Consider the following 15,331-nt stretch of genomic DNA (forward strand, 5'->3'; position numbering starts at 1 on the left):
GTCTGGTATTTGTGCAGAGACTTTCCTCCTTTGTGACCAAAGTCCCCGCATGGTGTAGTTCTTGTTTTTTAGCTTACCGATGCAAAAACTTAGTCTTAATCAAACGTTACAGCAAAAGCTGTCGCCGCAGCAGATCCAGTTTATTAAACTCCTGCAAATACCGACGGCAGAGCTCGACACGCGCATAGAAGAAGAGTTGGAAATCAATCCGGCTCTGGAAGAAGGGATGGACGATTACGATGAGCCTAATGCGGAAGATCCATTCAACGATGACTACAATGATGATAATTTCAAGGAGCGCAACGACGACATTGATCTGGGCAGTTATCTGAACGAGGACGACTATTCGGGTTATAAAATGCAGGGCGATGGCAACTACGCTGAAGAAGAGCGCGAAATGCCCCTGGCTACCCAATCAACGCTGACCGACTCTTTATTGCAACAATTTGGTTATCTGGACCTTACCGAAGAACAACACCTGATTGGTATTCAATTGATTGGTAGCATTGAGAGCGATGGGTATATCCGTCGGTCCATGCAGGCGATTGTCAATGACCTGGCTTTTTCCCACAATATTTTCACGGATGTCGATGAGTTGGAAGAAATCCTGAAACTCATCCAAACCTTTGACCCTCCGGGCATTGCCGCCCGCACGCTCCAGGAGTGCCTCGTTCTTCAGTTACAACGTCTGGAACACAACGAACCCAATGCACGCCTGGCCATCCGAATTATCGAGGACTTTTTTGACGAATTCTCCAAAAAACACTTTGATAAAATCCAAAAACGACTGAATATCAGCGAGGAACGGCTCAAGAAGGTTATTCAGTTGATTGTAAAACTTAATCCGAAGCCAGGTTCCGTAGAAAGCGAAGGCGGCACGGTTCAATACCTGCTTCCAGACTTTATTCTAGTTAGTAACAATGGAAAGCTGGAGCTGTCGCTAAACTCAAAAAACGCGCCGGAATTGCGCATTAGCCGCTCGTTTGCCGAAATGCTGGACACCTACGAAAAAAGCAATAAAGCCAGCAAATCCCTGCGGGAAACCGTGTCTTTCGTCAAGCAAAAACTCGATTCGGCCAAGTGGTTTATCGATGCCATCAAGCAACGGCAGACGACCTTGTTGAAGACGATGAATGCCATCATCAAGTTTCAGTATGACTTTTTCCTGACGGGCGACGAAACCAAGTTGCGCCCCATGATTCTGAAGGACATTGCCAACCTCATTAACATGGACGTTTCGACGGTCTCGCGGGTAGCCAACAGCAAATCGGTGCAGACAGAATTTGGCATTTACCCGCTAAAATACTTTTTCTCGGAAGGGATTGCCACCGAATCGGGTGAAGACGTCAGCAGCCGGGAGGTGAAAAATATCCTGAAAGAACTGATTGACAATGAATCGAAAGAGTCGCCGCTCTCGGACGATAAACTCGAAAAAATTCTGAATGAGCGTGGGTATAACATTGCCCGGCGAACCGTCGCTAAATACCGGGAACAGCTTAATATTCCGGTGGCCCGCCTTCGCAAAGAGCTTTAACTAAATTGACGGAGCAGTAATCCAATAACAGGTAAAAATGTCAGATTGGCTTTGCGTACATTTGCGTTCTGAATTGGATTACTGTTCATTTTTCATTGCGGTCTGCCGCAGTTAATTACGCTTTTCGTTGAATACTACGCTTGCTCGTATCTTATCCGTCGTCTTCCACCCGCTGCTAATGCCAACTCTACTGTTTGGTTTGCTGCTTTTTTTAACGCCGGGTGCGTTGGGTCTTGGCACGTCTGTCTTTCGCCTCCGACTGAGTTTGCTATTGCTCATCGCGATTACAACATTTTTGGTTCCGGCTCTGCTGATCGTCTTTTTACACCGTTTGGGCTTTGTTGAGAGTCTGCACATGGAAGAATTGCGCGACCGGCGTCTGCCTTATTTTGTCACGGCTATCATGTATGCTGTCTCCACGGTCATGTTTAGCTATCGACTGGAGCAACTTTCTGAATTAGCGCCGCAAATCGGCATTGTTCTCGGCAGTGTTACTGTTTCTGTTGCTTTAGTTGCTCTTATTAGTTTATATTGGAAGATCAGCGCCCATAGTGTTGGCATTAGTGGTATGATCGGTGCACTGACCGGCATTGCTATTAAGTCCAGCGAGGAAGTACTTTTTCTACCCTTATTGGCTTTGATTATGCTGGCCGGTCTCTTGGCTTCGGCCCGCCTGCACCTGAATGCACATACACCATCACAAATTGGAGCAGGTTTCGGTCTGGGGCTTGCTATTAGTCTAACGGCGGTAATCTGGTTCATTTAAGCCTGTTTCTTATGTATGACAACTTACTGTATGAGGTATCGGGTAGTATTTGCCGGATAACGCTCAACCGCCCGCAAGTGCATCACGCACTCAGTCCGGCTTTGATTCAGGAAATTACCCGGGCGATGGAAGCTGCCCGGGACGATGAAGCGGTACGCGTAGTGGTGCTAACGGCTACGGGCGACAAAGCGTTTTGTTCGGGGGCTGATCTGAAAGAAGGATTTAGTGCGGCCCAATCGGGTGCTGGCTTAGCCCTTGGGGAAGCCCTACGCAATGGCTATCATCCGATGATTCGTGCCATTCGAAGCCTGCCTAAACCCGTGGTTTGCCGCCTCAACGGTGTAGTTGCGGGAGCTGGCTGCTCCCTGGCGCTGGCCTGTGATGCCATCATCGCTACCGACGAAGCGTATTTTTCGTTGCTATTCGTTCAGATTGGTTTGATGCCTGATGCTGGCTCCACCTTCTTTCTTCCCCGACTCGTTGGCACGCAAAAAGCCTTTGAATTGTGCAGTACAGGCCGCCGCGTGTATGGACCGGAGGCGCAGCAGCTGGGGTTGGTAAATCGGGCGGTCCCGGCCTCGGAATTAGACAAAGCTGTTGATGAGCTTGTGGATTATTATGCCGCAGCTCCCACGAAAGCCATCGCCGCCATGAAGGACGCTTTGAATCAATCCTTTCATTCGGATCTAGAGCAGCAGTTGGAGTGCGAAGCTACCAATCAGGATTACTTGGGAACGTTGGCGGACACGGCTGAAGGAATTATGGCTTTTTTGGCCAAACGCAAGCCTATTTTTAGGGGCAAGTAATTTTTTTCAAAAAAATTTCAGCGTACAACTTGTTTATTTTAAGGCACATTCCGCCTTTTTTAGTACTTCAAGGCCATTTTTCCTTGCGCAGCTATTTGGATTTTAAAAGGCAATCACTACTTTTGCATTCCCAACACGGGACACGCATTCGTAGCTCAATTGGATAGAGCACCTGACTACGGATCAGGAGGTTTGGGGTTCGAATCCCTACGAGTGCACTGAAAATCAAGCCTTTAGCAGAAATGTTAAAGGCTTTTTTCTTTTAGCTCGCCCATAGACTCGCCCAGATCGTAAAGTTTGGGCGAGTCTGATTGGGTTTACTGCTACACTTTATGAACGCCTACGACTTTGTAATCGCCGAACTGAAGGCAAAGCAACCTGCTCCACTGGACAAAGATGAACTCTATGATCGCGGCCACCCAGAAAGCGAAGTGAGTGAGGCAATCCGGGTTCTTATCAAAGGCGGTATCATCAAAGAGTTGACGATCGACGAAGTGCTGTATATACAACTCGTGCGCAATGACATTGCGAGCTGAATCACTACGCTTTAATAAGCTTTGTGACTTTAAAGACCAGGCTCAGGGTTAGACCCACGATGGCCCCAAGGCATCCCCACATTACATCCATCCAGCTAAAATTTCGACCAGCGATAGCTAGCTGACCAACTTCAGCCAGAATAACAAGGCCCATTAAACTTATGCAGGCAATCCCCCACCCGTACCTTGTTACCCGAGAAGCTTCTAGCCACAACCCAACCAACAAGCCCAAAACCACAAATGGAACCCCCGTTCTAAGATCCAAATTATCTTCGGCATCGGCCCAATTTGCTAACCATTTTGGAAGAAACCATAAATGGCCCATCCTGGAATCTGGTATCCAGCTCAAATAAAACACTAGAAAAATACTCAGCAAGGATAATAAAATGATGAGTAGGCGCATCGACCAATAAATAGAGTGTTAGAATAAAGGCGATTCAAGGAAAGACCTAACTGCTTTGCGGATTAGCTTCAAAGAAACTAGCTCTCCCCAATTTTAATATAGGCCTTCCAACAGGCATTACAACGGTACAATCGATTTGGGACAAAGAATAAAGCATTCTTTATCAAAGAATTCCGGGGGATACGGTCTACCGAGAACTGTTCGCCGCAATATGGGCATGACTTTTTAGTAGTAAACCTTCGGGAAAGAGTAAGAATATTAAAAATAACGGCTAAGATTTTCATGAACGTTAATATTTTTATGCGGAAGCATTCAAATATATCCACTTGCAGGTGAGAAGCTTGACCGCGCAATCATGTTCTTTCTTTAAGCTCACAAATTCTTATGATTGTTACAGTTTGATACAAACTGGTTACTTAAACAAAAAAAAGCCCGACCGCAAGGCAGCCAGGCTTTTCATTCTCATGTAGTTAAATAATCTTCAGCCGCTAAAGTACGTTTTTGCTGAACATATAAAAAATCCCGCCAGCAACGCCAGGCGGGATTTAAGTACTGTTTACTTAGTAAAGAATTGATCAGCAAAATTAAGACTTTACTGATTTTTGTGAAGCATCTCCCTCATCCATTCTTTCAGATCATCAAACTTTTCGTTTAAGCCCAGAAAGCCCGTTTGCATGCGGTCGCGGATCTGGTGAATGTCTTTCTTGAATAGCTCTTCAGTAGTGGACTGACGAAACTTTAGTTCGGCAATTTCGCCCTCCATGTTACGTTGCTTTTGTTCCAGGCTGTCCACTCGGGCACGGAAAGCCTCTTCCTGCTTTTCGGCGGCTTTGGTGTCTTTGCCAATGGTTCGGGACCAGACCAGGCCAGCCACAAAAAGAATCGTCTGAATCACCATGGCCACCAGAATCTGGTCGGTGTATTTGTTCATTTGTACGGTGAGTTAATCGCTCGGCTACCCATCCCAGGCCTGCACCAACCAGCAACGCCAGCGCGGAGGCAAAAAGGGCACCTAGCATATGGTGATGTAAATCTTTTCCTTTCCAGAGACGGCCGTTAGTTTCTTCATTAAAGCGGCGAATGCTTTCCGGCTTTCGGTGATGCTGTTACCGCTCCGCCCGGTACCAACCAGGATGCAGCCCTCAGTATCCTCGACCGTGTTGCCCGGATGAATCCGAACTCCGGAAAACCCCGGCACATCGATCAGAAGTGGAAGGATTCGTTTGAAGCGGTTCGAATAGGTGAGCGCTACCTGGTAGGTGCCTAGCGGAATAGCTGTTTTGCCGTACACCTTTAGCTCTTTGATTTCCGACAGGGGCATGGTTTGACGCAGGCCTCGGCTGACGTCTTCCAGGGTGTGGCATTCAAAGACGCCATCCACCCAAAGCCGACCCAGTGTTGCACTGGGTTCGACTTCGCGGGGCAGTTTCAGGTTCATTGGCCGATTGTGTCTTTGTGCTTTTCAGAAACGGCCCCGAAAGCGACAGTTAGTTTGGAGGCCAGGGCGGCACCGGCAGCCATAAAACCCACGGCCTTGATGATGGCATCAATGTAGGGCGGCATGGTGATGTTGCGCTCGGTAAGCGTAGCGGCATATTCCAGAAGCGCCGGATAGGCTACCTCCGAAGCCAAAAACAAGGCGATGAGAACACGGGAGAGCTTTTTGAAAAACGACGGGCTTTCGGTTTTGAGGCGAATAATAACAGTGTGAAAGAATGCGATTAACTTTTTCATATACGGTGGTTTTAAATGGATCGCCGAAGCGATGGTTGCGATTATTTGCGGGTAACACTAATTCGGAAGAACCGGGAGAACAGAAACGCAATGGCCATGAGCACCACGACCGCCGCCAGGGCAATAGTGGAATACATCCAGCTTTGTGCCTTGCGTTCGGCGGATCTGAGCAGCCCCGGATCTACGCCGATGTAGGTGGTTTTTACCGGCACCTCGACGGTTTTGTTGATGTAAATCGTGTCTCCCTGGCACTCGGCCTCGGCGGTCGTTTCGGCCTGGCGCTTGGTGATCGTGAGCGTAGCCCGCCCCTGCTTGACAGTGCGGGTGAACGGGGCGGCATCGTTGCGGTAAGCCAGGACAACCGAATCTTTCTCAATTCGGATCGTGTCGCGGACGGTCACGCGGAGGGTGTCGGTGACCTCTTTGCCATACTTGCGAACCAGGCGCTCGTAAGGCTTGCAGGAGACTCCTGCTACTAGAATCAGCAGCAGGAGCCCGTGAGTGATCCTTCGCATTATAGTACCGTCGCTTTCGATCCTTCGCAGAGCACCCAGTCCAGCCAAGCGTGGTCACCGCCACCCGTTTTGTAAAAGATTCGGAGTGTTCGACTAACACCAGTCCCGAACAATGCCTCAGAAGGCATCTGAAAGGTAATGGCTATCGTCCGCCCTCGGTAGTGGCGCGTATTGGCCAATACGTCCGGTGCGGTGCCGTGGTTGCCCCCATCGTTTACCCAGCTCCCGTCCGCCCGTAGGCCCAGGTACGTCGCGTTTCCGAATAGCTGCACACTTATGCCCGTGGCCTCCCCAGGAATCGCCCCGACCAGCGTGTAGGTCTTACCCGCGTAGGTACCGTCGAAATTTCCCGCCGCCTGCGCGTAAGCCTGGTTCGAATTGACCGTGGTGACATTCGAATTGTACTTCTCCGAATAGTTGTTGTTCACCACCGTACCCACGATTGAAAACTCCCGAATATCGACTTCAGTCGTATTCTGAAGCCGGTACATCCCGAAAAAGCCCGCCTGTAAGGGTTTATAGATTTCCTTTCCAATCGCAACCGACTTGACGAGCTTGCCATTGACGCTCTCCACGTACCGCTGGCCAAGGTTGACTTTCTCAACTGGTACTTCCCCGGTAACCGTCGCGCTCGGTATCATGTCCCGGAGCTTATCCAGGGATCGTCCTGGGATACAAGCAAAATCCGTTGGGGTCATGTAGAAGCCGTACAACCTGGTTGCCGAAAGGGTAATCAGCGGGTAGGCTCCGCCGACTGCCTCGACCGTAAAGTGAGCAATCATGGGCGTGTCTGACTCATTTTTCACCGAAAAGCCGCTCGTGACGGGGTGTATTGGCGTGAATAATTCGTCCTTGACGTACTGGTTGAAGACGGCGCTGTTCGAGTTGGTATTAATCCGTACCGAGGCGGTACCTTTCCCCAGCACCAGGGTTATGACGAACCGAACGGGGTTGCCCGCGGCGTTGCTGATATTCCCGCCGAAGTTATTGAAGAGAAAAGATGCATACGGTCCGTACGTGTCCGACGTAGCGGCGGCAGCAATCTGGTTATTCGGCTCGGGCAGATAATTAACTTCTTCGCTCGATGCCCAAACCGCTTCATTTTCACCCGTGGCGGCCAAAGTTGAGACCCCAATATTTCGGTACGTATTCAGGGCTCCGATTGTATTTTTGAGCGTCCGCTGAACGCCTACGAGTCCGATTTGGCTTTCGGCGTAAAGTTTCGTGCTAGTCACCAGGGCGGTCCGGGGTTTGTTGTTGAGCAAGGATACCTCGAACGCATCGCCCTGCCGCCCGGAGGGAACAACGGCCGTTTCGGTGTTGAGCATCTCTCCCTCGATGGCGTTCCCCACCTCGGTGGGGTGGATCAGATCACCGGTGAAGGCTCCCGTATTGATGTTGAGCGAAGTAACGGTGTAGTTTTTCCGTAGCAATCGCTCCAACTCGACCAGATTACTGGTCAATAGGCCTGACTTGCCGTGTACGTCCAGTACCGTCACATTCGTTTTTCCCCGTTGATCGAGCAGCAACTGGCGATGCTTGAGAAAATTCGAATAACTAGGGCTTGCTGGCATAGACATATGCCCGCCCATTTCCACAATGATAATGAGCTGAATATTCAGCTCCTGGCATCTTCGAACGATGTATTCGATACCGGGTTTGTAGTAGAGATCGAAAAAGTCAGCTTGCCGACCCGCATCGTTAACAACGTGATGCAGAAAAACCTGCTTGGGCAAAATGGCCGAATTAAAGCCGAATGCCGCGTCGATGCCGTTCCAGCCGATAATGGGAATACCGTCTAGCTGTTTAGGCGTACCGTCCGGATTTAATTCCTTACCCTTTAGCGTCAGAAAGTTATTGATGGCTGAGCCTCCATAAGAACCGTCTACCAGATGAAGGCCGGGCTTATCCTGGCACGCATCCTGCGATTCGATATACACCGTACCGACTATGTTCTTAATCTCGATGGTATGCATGCCAATACTTGGCCAGGTAAGTGTTACCTCTTGTCCGTAGGCCTGTGTACCAGCACAGTTAACCGTCTGCTTCAGCACGCCGTCCGCCCACACCTCGAAGGTTCCGCCCCCTACCTCTTTCGAGTAGCGGAGCACGTAACGCTTCATGTAGTACTGGAATTTCAGCGCCTGAGAGCCGACCTTACTGGCCAGCCGGGAGAAAACGTGCCCACCGTAAACCTGGTAATCCCAGCCTAATGAAGCGTATGAGCCGCCCGTACTGCCCAGATGTATGGTTCGGTTTCCCGAATCACCGAACTGTTTGACCAGACTGGCATAGAAGTGCTTGCCTGCCGAGTTGGTGTTATTCAGAATACTGGTACCAATAAGCCGAACCTCGACTGGCCCCTTGGCGGCAAACTGGGTGATGGCATTAAATGCGCCTAGAGTCTGGGTTTTTGAGGCAGTGACCTGCTCGACTGAGGCCGACAAACTGGTGGCTGCACTGGTGGCTATACTGCTCGAATTTGCGGCGCTGGTGGCGCTGGTAGCCGCTTCACCGGCTTTGGTGGCGGCAGTACTGGCTGATCCTGCTGCATTAGTCGCAGAGGTTGCGGCTTCACCCGCTTTGGTGGTGGCTGTTGAAGCCGCAACCTCCGCACTGGTGGCGTACCCCTGCGCTTCAGCAGCTTTCTGTGCGGCACCGGTTGCACTGGTAGCGGCCTCCCCCGCTTTGGTGGTCGATGTGGTAGCGGCCCCGGTCGCTACCGAGGTGGAATTAACAACCGTTACCCGGTCGGCCCGTACCTCATCCCGGAGCGCGGACAGTTCGGTCGTAATCGTCCCCGTGTCCCCTTTCGGTCCCCGCTCTCCCTTCGGCCCAATGCCGACCGTTGTAATGACCACCGGCACATTGACAATACCGTTGTTGATGGTAACGGGGAGCTGGTAATTATTCAGAATCGCATTCTGAAAGGAGAACCGGATCGTGCCCTGGGCGAAGGTTCGGCCGTTGTAGGAGGCCTGGTAGGCATACACACCCGTACCGAGCTGCGCGGACTGCCAGGGCGTGATGGTAAAGGTTTGGGTGCGGCCATTGACTACCCGACTCGGCTGCAAGCTGCTCGGCAGTTCGGTGAAATTAGGCGTGTTGATCTGGCCCAATTTGAGCATAACGAGCTGGCCAGAGAGCCAGCTACTCAGCGTGTTTTCGTAGGAGATATTGGCCGTGTCGCCAATGGGAAACACGTAATTGTACTTCTCGCCAGTTTGGGCGAAGGCACCCAGACTGAAGGCAAACAGAAAGAACCAGATACTTAAGAGCTTTTTCATATAGTTAACGGGGGTTGGTATGCTTAGTTGAAACACGAGAGGCCAACCCTCCGGCGGTTTTCCGGATGGGTTGGCGAGAACGTATATTTTTACGGGTTCGGCGCGAAGTCAGGGCGGCCAGCAGGATCAAAGCCATCCACTCGCCCGCATCGTTCTTGATGTAGCGGAAACGGGGCTTTCCATTGCTGATCCACCAGTTGTACAGATTGCCTTTAAACTCCGAACTGTTGTTCTGGTAGACGTTCGGATCAAAGGTGTAGGTGTGCGTCGGCGCTCCACTGGCTCTAGTTTCACCTCCCCGAATGCGCCCGTACTGCCGGGCCGTTTCCAGGGCCAGATTCCAGGCTGCACCCGGATAAGCCCCGCCATCCTGATCCTGACACTGGGCGAGGAACGTAATGTGCTGCCCACCCGCCCCCTTCCAAGCCGCCACCGCTTTTTGGGCCATAGCATAGCCGTTCTCGCTGCCTTCTACCAGACCATTCGAACCGGCCTGCGAGGCGGTATAATAGTCCTGCTCCGTTGCCGAGGGAGCCGCCGGGTCGTTGGCCGAAAGGGAGTGCGCGGCCGCGAAAGCCCCATCCCATTCCATATTATAAGACGGCGCGGGATTCTTCTTCAAGTGAACGCGAATGGTTACCCCGGGGAACCGAGATGCCAAACCGTTGCGTACAATCTTAAGGAGCTCAGGGGTGTCCCAACTGCCTACGTACTGCCCGCCGCCTTCCATGCACTGGCCAATGTCGAGGAAGATCGGAAGGCCCGGCATTTCCGAGTAAACCGCTGCGGCCTGCAAGAGCAGGTAATGTCCCAGCGTCTGCACCCGGTAATTCATGAAGCCCCGGTTCTGCCCCTGCGTTAAAACGTACCAGGTGTTGTCGCGGTTGACCGAGGGAAGCTGCGCCCCGCCGCCTAAATTGTAATAATTGTTATACCCCTGACGAACGACTTCGTGAAAGTCGCCCCACATGGGAAAATAGATTCGTTCCCCGTTCTCTTCGATGTAATGGCCCAAATCCCCCGCCAGCTGTGCCTCTTCGTTCTGGCCTCCGCCGATGAGAGCATACGTCAGCGTTCCATTGGCGTGGTAAGGCTTATACAGGCTGGCCAGGTGCTTGACGAAAGCGTACTGTTTGACGGCCGGGTTATTTTGATCACTTAGTCCGCCCGGTTGCAGGGCCTGCACCGAATACTCATAGTGTGGCACTGAGCGGTTAAGGCCAACCGAGAGGTTGCCGTCCCACGTCCGCTGGCACTGGTCATCCGTGTAGAAGCCGGTTTTCTCGTGGTTGTTGCGGAGCGGTACCGGTCTAAAGCCCATCTTGAGCCCATTCGACTGCGCCCAATCCATAATGCCCGTCAGCTGCGCCGCCCGGGCTGAACTCCACACGCCGGGAGAGGTCTCCCACTCCGGCCAAAACTGGCTGAGTGCGGCTCCCACTTTCACCTCGGCATGCGCCCCGTTATCGGTAGCCGCTGCCTTGAACTGACCCAGCGCAGAGGTGTGCTCCGCAATGTTGTTGTTATTCAAATAATACGTCAGGGCCATGTCCGGCAGGACATATCCGCTAACCGAACTTGTCGGTGAGGTCGGCGGCGTGACTACCGGCGGCGTGGTCGCCGGAGGCACGTTCGCGGTGGCACCAACCAGAACCGCCGAAATGGCATTGCCTTCCAGCGGTACGTCGATGGTCTTGCCGTTGCCGAGTTGGACCGTGATGGTTTTTATGTTCCACGGATCACAGAAGAAATCCACGGCGACAACGGCCTGCTTCCCATTGGCGGGGTTGGAATACACCTCCACGATGGGACGGCAATAAAAGGCCGAAGCCGCCAGTCCCATGCCGTTGGAGGGCGGGCTGAAGGTTTGCCCCTGCATGCTATACGTGGCGTGACTCCAGATCGGATAGTCATTACCCAGGTGCGCCAGAATCTTGACCGCTTTCCGGTAGCCATGAAAATAGCTGTCATAGCCGATGTAGGGAAAACGCGGGCGGGCGGGTCCGTTCGTGTAGGAGAAGTTGCCCCCGGTACCCGGTTTGGGGATAATCTGGGAGTGGCTCGGATCATCGGACGGATTGATGGCATTGGGATCATCGATGGCGTTGTGATGATCGGCCCACATGAGAAACCCGTTCCCTTTGAGCGTATGCTGCAAAGTAATCCACTCCTGACCAATCAGGTCGGGAATGCCCCCGGCAATGCGGCGCACGGTAACGTTAGTCGCTTTCAGATCGTACTCGGTGGCATCCCAGCGGGCCGAACCCGGCGTTTCCAACCACGGCCAGCCAAAGCCAATAATGTAGCGGGTGGCGTCCTGCTTGAGCTTGATTTCAAGTTTAAGGGCGGTGCGAATGAAAAAATCCGGATCGCCCGGGTCATCGGGATAAATTTGGTTCAGAAAATCGATGCCCGCCTGGTGGAACGAGGTGATGCCCCAGCGAAGCTGAAAGAAGGGATCATCCTGCCCATTTGGGTCTTTGCGGGGGTTGCCGTTCCAGTAGTGCTGGTAATTTGCATGCAGGTAGTTGCGGCCTTCGTTGGGGAGTACGAGTTGCACGTTTTCCCCATAACCCGGGGTGACCATGCGATTCGGGTAAAGCTGCTTCAGCTTGGCCACAAAGCCCAGATAACCGGGTGAGATGTTGGGCACGGACGTTGAGGCGGGGTTGCCCTCGCTGATCTGATCCACCCAGATGGGGTAATTGTGGTTCGAGAAGTGAGACGCTGCCTGTTGGCCCTGTTCGTAGGTGGGTGACGGATGGTCGTCGTAGATGACGGGCCCCAGGTAGTCCGCCCCGTTCATCATCTCGTATTTGAACTGCCAGCCGTTGGGAATCTGGAAAATCTCCCTTGTGTTGCTCAAGGGTCGTTCGTTGCGGCTCCGGGCTTCGGTGAACTTCCAGCCGCGATTTTCCAGGTCTGCCTTGGTAGCCTTCCCGTCGGGGATGGTACCGCCGAAGATTTTATTCTTCTGGATTTCCAGCTCGGCCGCCGTAAAGGGAGGCGCGTTTTTGAGAAATACACTGACGTTGCCCTCGGCTTCCAGGTACCACTTTTCAAATAAAGGAAGCAGCACGCCCGTCGTGCCGTTGCCCGTCAGCGTCTTTTCGGTAATGGGTACATTCGGGTGCCGGGTATCCCGGATGAGCATATCCCGGCGGATAATGGACATCTGGCTGGTTCGCCAGCCGCCGTCCCAATCCACGAAGCGAAAACCGTTCTGGCCGGTTTGCACGGGGTTGGAGGTGCGAATTCGGGCAATGAGCAGCTTGTGGTTGGGTGGCATCAGGGCATCGATGCCCGTAGTACCGACCAGTTTGGAGTTGACGTAATACACGTCCTGGTAGCCGCCGGGCGGCGTGGTCGAGACCGTCTGTTTGAGCCGCACAAACTGCGCCTCTGCTGGCAGATACACCAGCAGGAGCAGAAGCGAAAGGACCTTGATAAAACGATGCATAGTTACGGGGTGTTGGTTTTATTGTCTTACTGCGGGATTGTGTCTACGTCGAACTCACCTAAATTTCCCCCCATGCCGCGCGGGTCGTTGAGGGAGTTGTAATGATTGGTGTAGCTCGTTGAAGCCGGGTAGTAACGGATAAAGTCCGCCGTATTGTTCAAATCCGCCCGGGGTGGCACGTCGAATTGGATCGGCGCGGCATTGCCCAGCTTCACCCAAATCGTAGCGGGCCAAAAGCCAAAGAAAAACTCCGTATCGGTTTCATCCTTGAACGCCAAAAACCAGTTGGCCCCTTTGGGAACGTAGTACCCTTGTGGATAACCCGGCACCTGTGTCAGCACGTCCGAATAGCCCAGTACGTTGCGCGGCAAGGTATTGGTAACGGGCAGCATGGGGATATACGGCGATTGCCAACCGGGATAATTGTCATCTCCGGGAACCCCCCGGTGCAGGTACATTAACTCGGGCACGTCGGAGCTATTGCTCATCTTCAGGCGAACGAACATAAAGGCCGTTGAAGGCGGTCCGCCCGCCGTAGCCACATCGATAAACTCAATGATTGGCGTCGTTGGGTTAGTTGGATCAGTCGGCCCACCGGGATCAGTGCCGCCGTTTTGCTGGGCAATCACCAGCACGCCCGAGGTAGAGGCCGTGGGCATGGTGAACTCCTTGGCAAAAATCTTGTTCTGTCCCAAGATCTTGAGCATGAACGTGTAGGTACGCCCCGGTTGGAGGGCATTCATGTCGCCTAATGCAATCGGATTCACCCGCAGCAACGCGTTCCACGGATCGTTGGGAAACTGCCGTACGGTATCGTAATCGAAGGGGAGCCACTTTTTGGCCTGCCAACCGCTGCCAAATGGTTGCGTAGCCCCTTCGGCTGGATCCTCGATCCAGAGCATGGCACCGAGAATACCATTCCGGGTGCGTACCCAGACGGTGCCCTCTTTGCTTGGATTGCCTTGCGGCCCAACAGGATGGTAGGAAATACCAACCGCCAGAATATCGGCCTGAAGAACATCCGATACCTCACTAGGCACAACCAGCGGAGCCACCAGAGCGGCAAACTCCTCGACGCTCATCATGCCGACGCGGAAAAGACCGTTCATGGACTTGGCCACTAAGACACTCGGCGCATCAGGCATGAGCGGCAAATCCGTAATGCCAAGCTTGCCCGTAATCTGATTGATCGCCGTTTGGGCCGCATCCAGAATTTGGGAAATCCCGATTTCGAGTATTTCGTTGTAAAAACGCGTGTCGGTGCGGTTGTTGGGCATTCCGCCCACGCTGAGCCGGTTGCGGAGCTTATTCTGGATGACTTCCTGAAACAGCAGGTTCGGGCTGTCGCCAAACTTGCGGATAATCTGGCCGCCGACAATGATTTCTTTGTCCGTTTCGGCGCCCCGGTTTACTACGTCGTCCAGCGTGTCTCCTTCGGTGGGCGGTTGCAGGGGATCGTAGATAAAGCTAAACGCATCCAGAAAGGCATCAAAAACCTTAGTGCCAACCGGACGGGCAAACTGGTAATAGGTGTTCCCCCGCACCAGCTTGTCCCCGTCGCGGTCTTTAAAAAACAGAAAATAATCCGTCCCTTCCGTTTGCCACTCGTCGCCCGGCTGAGGTTCACCGCCTTGCTTAGTCAGTAGAAACTCCGCTTCCCGCTCATAGTCGGAGGCGGGCCAATGCGCCAGCCACCCTCCTTCCGGTTCGGGTTCGGGTTGGCCGTCCTGCGCCGCCAAAGCCACCGCAGATTCTTCCAGATCGGCCAGCGTGACCTGGTTGGTAACCCGGAAGAGCTTGTACTGATCCCCCAGCCGCAGCGGATCACCGTCCTGGTCGAGGGTAAAGCGGATGGGTTGGGGATTGGGGCCATACTGCACCCAGCGCCCTTCTTGGGCAATGGGCAGCACGGTCTCCTTTTTACAGAGCGCGTAAAAAGCAACGGTACCCTCCGGCAGGGGCTGGTTGAGCAGGTACGACCCGTGCGTGGGAGGCAACAACAAGGGAGCCAGACGCGGAGCGGAAACATCCACCTGGTTGGCCCGAAACGGAAACGGCCCGTAGGTGTCGTCGTTGGCGTCGTCCCGGGGGTGTACCCGGCGGTGCTGCACGTAGTAAGCCCCGGGCATAAATGGATCCCCGTCCTGGTCGGTGAGGATGTCGATAAATTCCAGCCCTTCGGGATAATACATCCAGCGGTCGGGTTGACTGCTGGGATTGATGCCGCGCTTGGTCACGCAGTAGTAGCGGCCAGCGGGACTTTTGATTCGGATATAATGCTCAGCCATGG

12 protein-coding genes and 1 tRNA gene are annotated in these 15,331 nt (G+C 53.1%); 5 read left to right on the top strand and 8 right to left on the bottom strand.

Annotated features, from left to right (window positions below):
• The first annotated feature begins 79 nt into the window (after positions 1–79).
• From rpoN to L0Y31_RS18070, 5 genes are all read left to right on the top strand, one after another.
• Positions 80–1,534, top strand: coding sequence for an RNA polymerase factor sigma-54 (gene rpoN, locus L0Y31_RS18050; RefSeq protein WP_234734483.1), 1,455 nt, complete (start codon positions 80–82; stop codon positions 1,532–1,534).
• A 178-nt stretch (positions 1,535–1,712) separates the two neighbouring features.
• Positions 1,713–2,300 (top strand): hypothetical protein, encoded by a 588-nt coding sequence (locus L0Y31_RS18055; RefSeq protein WP_234734484.1) that lies wholly within the window; start codon positions 1,713–1,715, stop codon positions 2,298–2,300.
• Positions 2,301–2,311: 11 nt separating this feature from the next.
• Complete coding sequence (locus L0Y31_RS18060; RefSeq protein ID WP_234734485.1) at positions 2,312–3,106, top strand: enoyl-CoA hydratase/isomerase family protein; 795 nt, start codon at positions 2,312–2,314, stop codon at positions 3,104–3,106.
• Positions 3,107–3,250: 144 nt separating this feature from the next.
• A tRNA-Arg gene (locus L0Y31_RS18065) sits at positions 3,251–3,324 on the top strand.
• Between the two features lie 93 nt (positions 3,325–3,417).
• A complete protein-coding gene (locus L0Y31_RS18070; RefSeq protein ID WP_234734486.1) occupies positions 3,418–3,642 on the top strand; it encodes a hypothetical protein in 225 nt (74 codons plus the stop codon).
• Positions 3,643–3,646: 4 nt separating this feature from the next.
• Here L0Y31_RS18070 and L0Y31_RS18075 read toward each other — a convergent pair whose 3' ends face one another.
• The 8 genes from L0Y31_RS18075 to L0Y31_RS18110 all read right to left on the bottom strand — a co-directional run bounded on the left by L0Y31_RS18075 (position 3,647) and on the right by L0Y31_RS18110 (position 15,329).
• Complete coding sequence (locus tag L0Y31_RS18075) at positions 3,647–4,045, bottom strand: VanZ family protein (protein WP_234734487.1); 399 nt, start codon at positions 4,043–4,045, stop codon at positions 3,647–3,649.
• Positions 4,046–4,637: 592 nt separating this feature from the next.
• Positions 4,638–4,976 carry a hypothetical protein gene (locus tag L0Y31_RS18080; protein WP_234734488.1) on the bottom strand — a complete coding sequence of 113 codons (339 nt, stop codon included), beginning with the start codon at positions 4,974–4,976 and terminating at the stop codon, positions 4,638–4,640.
• Positions 4,977–5,057: 81 nt separating this feature from the next.
• Positions 5,058–5,483, bottom strand: coding sequence for a DUF5675 family protein (locus tag L0Y31_RS18085; RefSeq protein WP_234734489.1), 426 nt, complete (start codon positions 5,481–5,483; stop codon positions 5,058–5,060).
• On the bottom strand, positions 5,480–5,779 hold the full coding sequence (locus tag L0Y31_RS18090; RefSeq protein ID WP_234734490.1) for a hypothetical protein: 300 nt from the start codon (positions 5,777–5,779) through the stop codon (positions 5,480–5,482). Before L0Y31_RS18090 ends, L0Y31_RS18085 begins: the two co-directional genes overlap by 4 nt.
• A gap of 41 nt (positions 5,780–5,820) precedes the next feature.
• On the bottom strand, positions 5,821–6,294 hold the full coding sequence (locus L0Y31_RS18095; protein WP_234734491.1) for a hypothetical protein: 474 nt from the start codon (positions 6,292–6,294) through the stop codon (positions 5,821–5,823).
• Entirely contained in the window at positions 6,294–9,581 is a 3,288-nt protein-coding gene (locus tag L0Y31_RS18100) for a hypothetical protein (RefSeq protein WP_234734492.1), read from the bottom strand. Before L0Y31_RS18100 ends, L0Y31_RS18095 begins: the two co-directional genes overlap by 1 nt.
• A 4-nt stretch (positions 9,582–9,585) precedes the next feature.
• A complete protein-coding gene (locus L0Y31_RS18105) occupies positions 9,586–13,041 on the bottom strand; it encodes a hypothetical protein (protein ID WP_234734493.1) in 3,456 nt (1,151 codons plus the stop codon).
• A 26-nt stretch (positions 13,042–13,067) separates the two neighbouring features.
• Complete coding sequence (locus L0Y31_RS18110; RefSeq protein WP_234734494.1) at positions 13,068–15,329, bottom strand: hypothetical protein; 2,262 nt, start codon at positions 15,327–15,329, stop codon at positions 13,068–13,070.
• Positions 15,330–15,331 lie beyond the last annotated feature (2 nt).

The sequence above is a fragment of the Tellurirhabdus bombi genome, assembly GCF_021484805.1.
GTDB classification, from domain to species: Bacteria; Bacteroidota; Bacteroidia; order Cytophagales; family Spirosomataceae; genus Tellurirhabdus; species Tellurirhabdus bombi.

Coding starts and splice junctions, on each gene's coding strand:
- rpoN (WP_234734483.1), top strand. CDS start 80: ATGCAAAAACTTAGTCTTAATCAAACGTTACAGCAAAAGCTGTCGCCG.
- L0Y31_RS18055 (WP_234734484.1), top strand. CDS start 1,713: ATGCCAACTCTACTGTTTGGTTTGCTGCTTTTTTTAACGCCGGGTGCG.
- L0Y31_RS18060 (WP_234734485.1), top strand. CDS start 2,312: ATGTATGACAACTTACTGTATGAGGTATCGGGTAGTATTTGCCGGATA.
- L0Y31_RS18075 (WP_234734487.1), bottom strand. CDS start 4,045: ATGCGCCTACTCATCATTTTATTATCCTTGCTGAGTATTTTTCTAGTG.
- L0Y31_RS18080 (WP_234734488.1), bottom strand. CDS start 4,976: ATGAACAAATACACCGACCAGATTCTGGTGGCCATGGTGATTCAGACG.
- L0Y31_RS18085 (WP_234734489.1), bottom strand. CDS start 5,483: ATGAACCTGAAACTGCCCCGCGAAGTCGAACCCAGTGCAACACTGGGT.
- L0Y31_RS18090 (WP_234734490.1), bottom strand. CDS start 5,779: ATGAAAAAGTTAATCGCATTCTTTCACACTGTTATTATTCGCCTCAAA.
- L0Y31_RS18095 (WP_234734491.1), bottom strand. CDS start 6,294: ATGCGAAGGATCACTCACGGGCTCCTGCTGCTGATTCTAGTAGCAGGA.
- L0Y31_RS18100 (WP_234734492.1), bottom strand. CDS start 9,581: ATGAAAAAGCTCTTAAGTATCTGGTTCTTTCTGTTTGCCTTCAGTCTG.
- L0Y31_RS18105 (WP_234734493.1), bottom strand. CDS start 13,041: ATGCATCGTTTTATCAAGGTCCTTTCGCTTCTGCTCCTGCTGGTGTAT.
- L0Y31_RS18110 (WP_234734494.1), bottom strand. CDS start 15,329: ATGGCTGAGCATTATATCCGAATCAAAAGTCCCGCTGGCCGCTACTAC.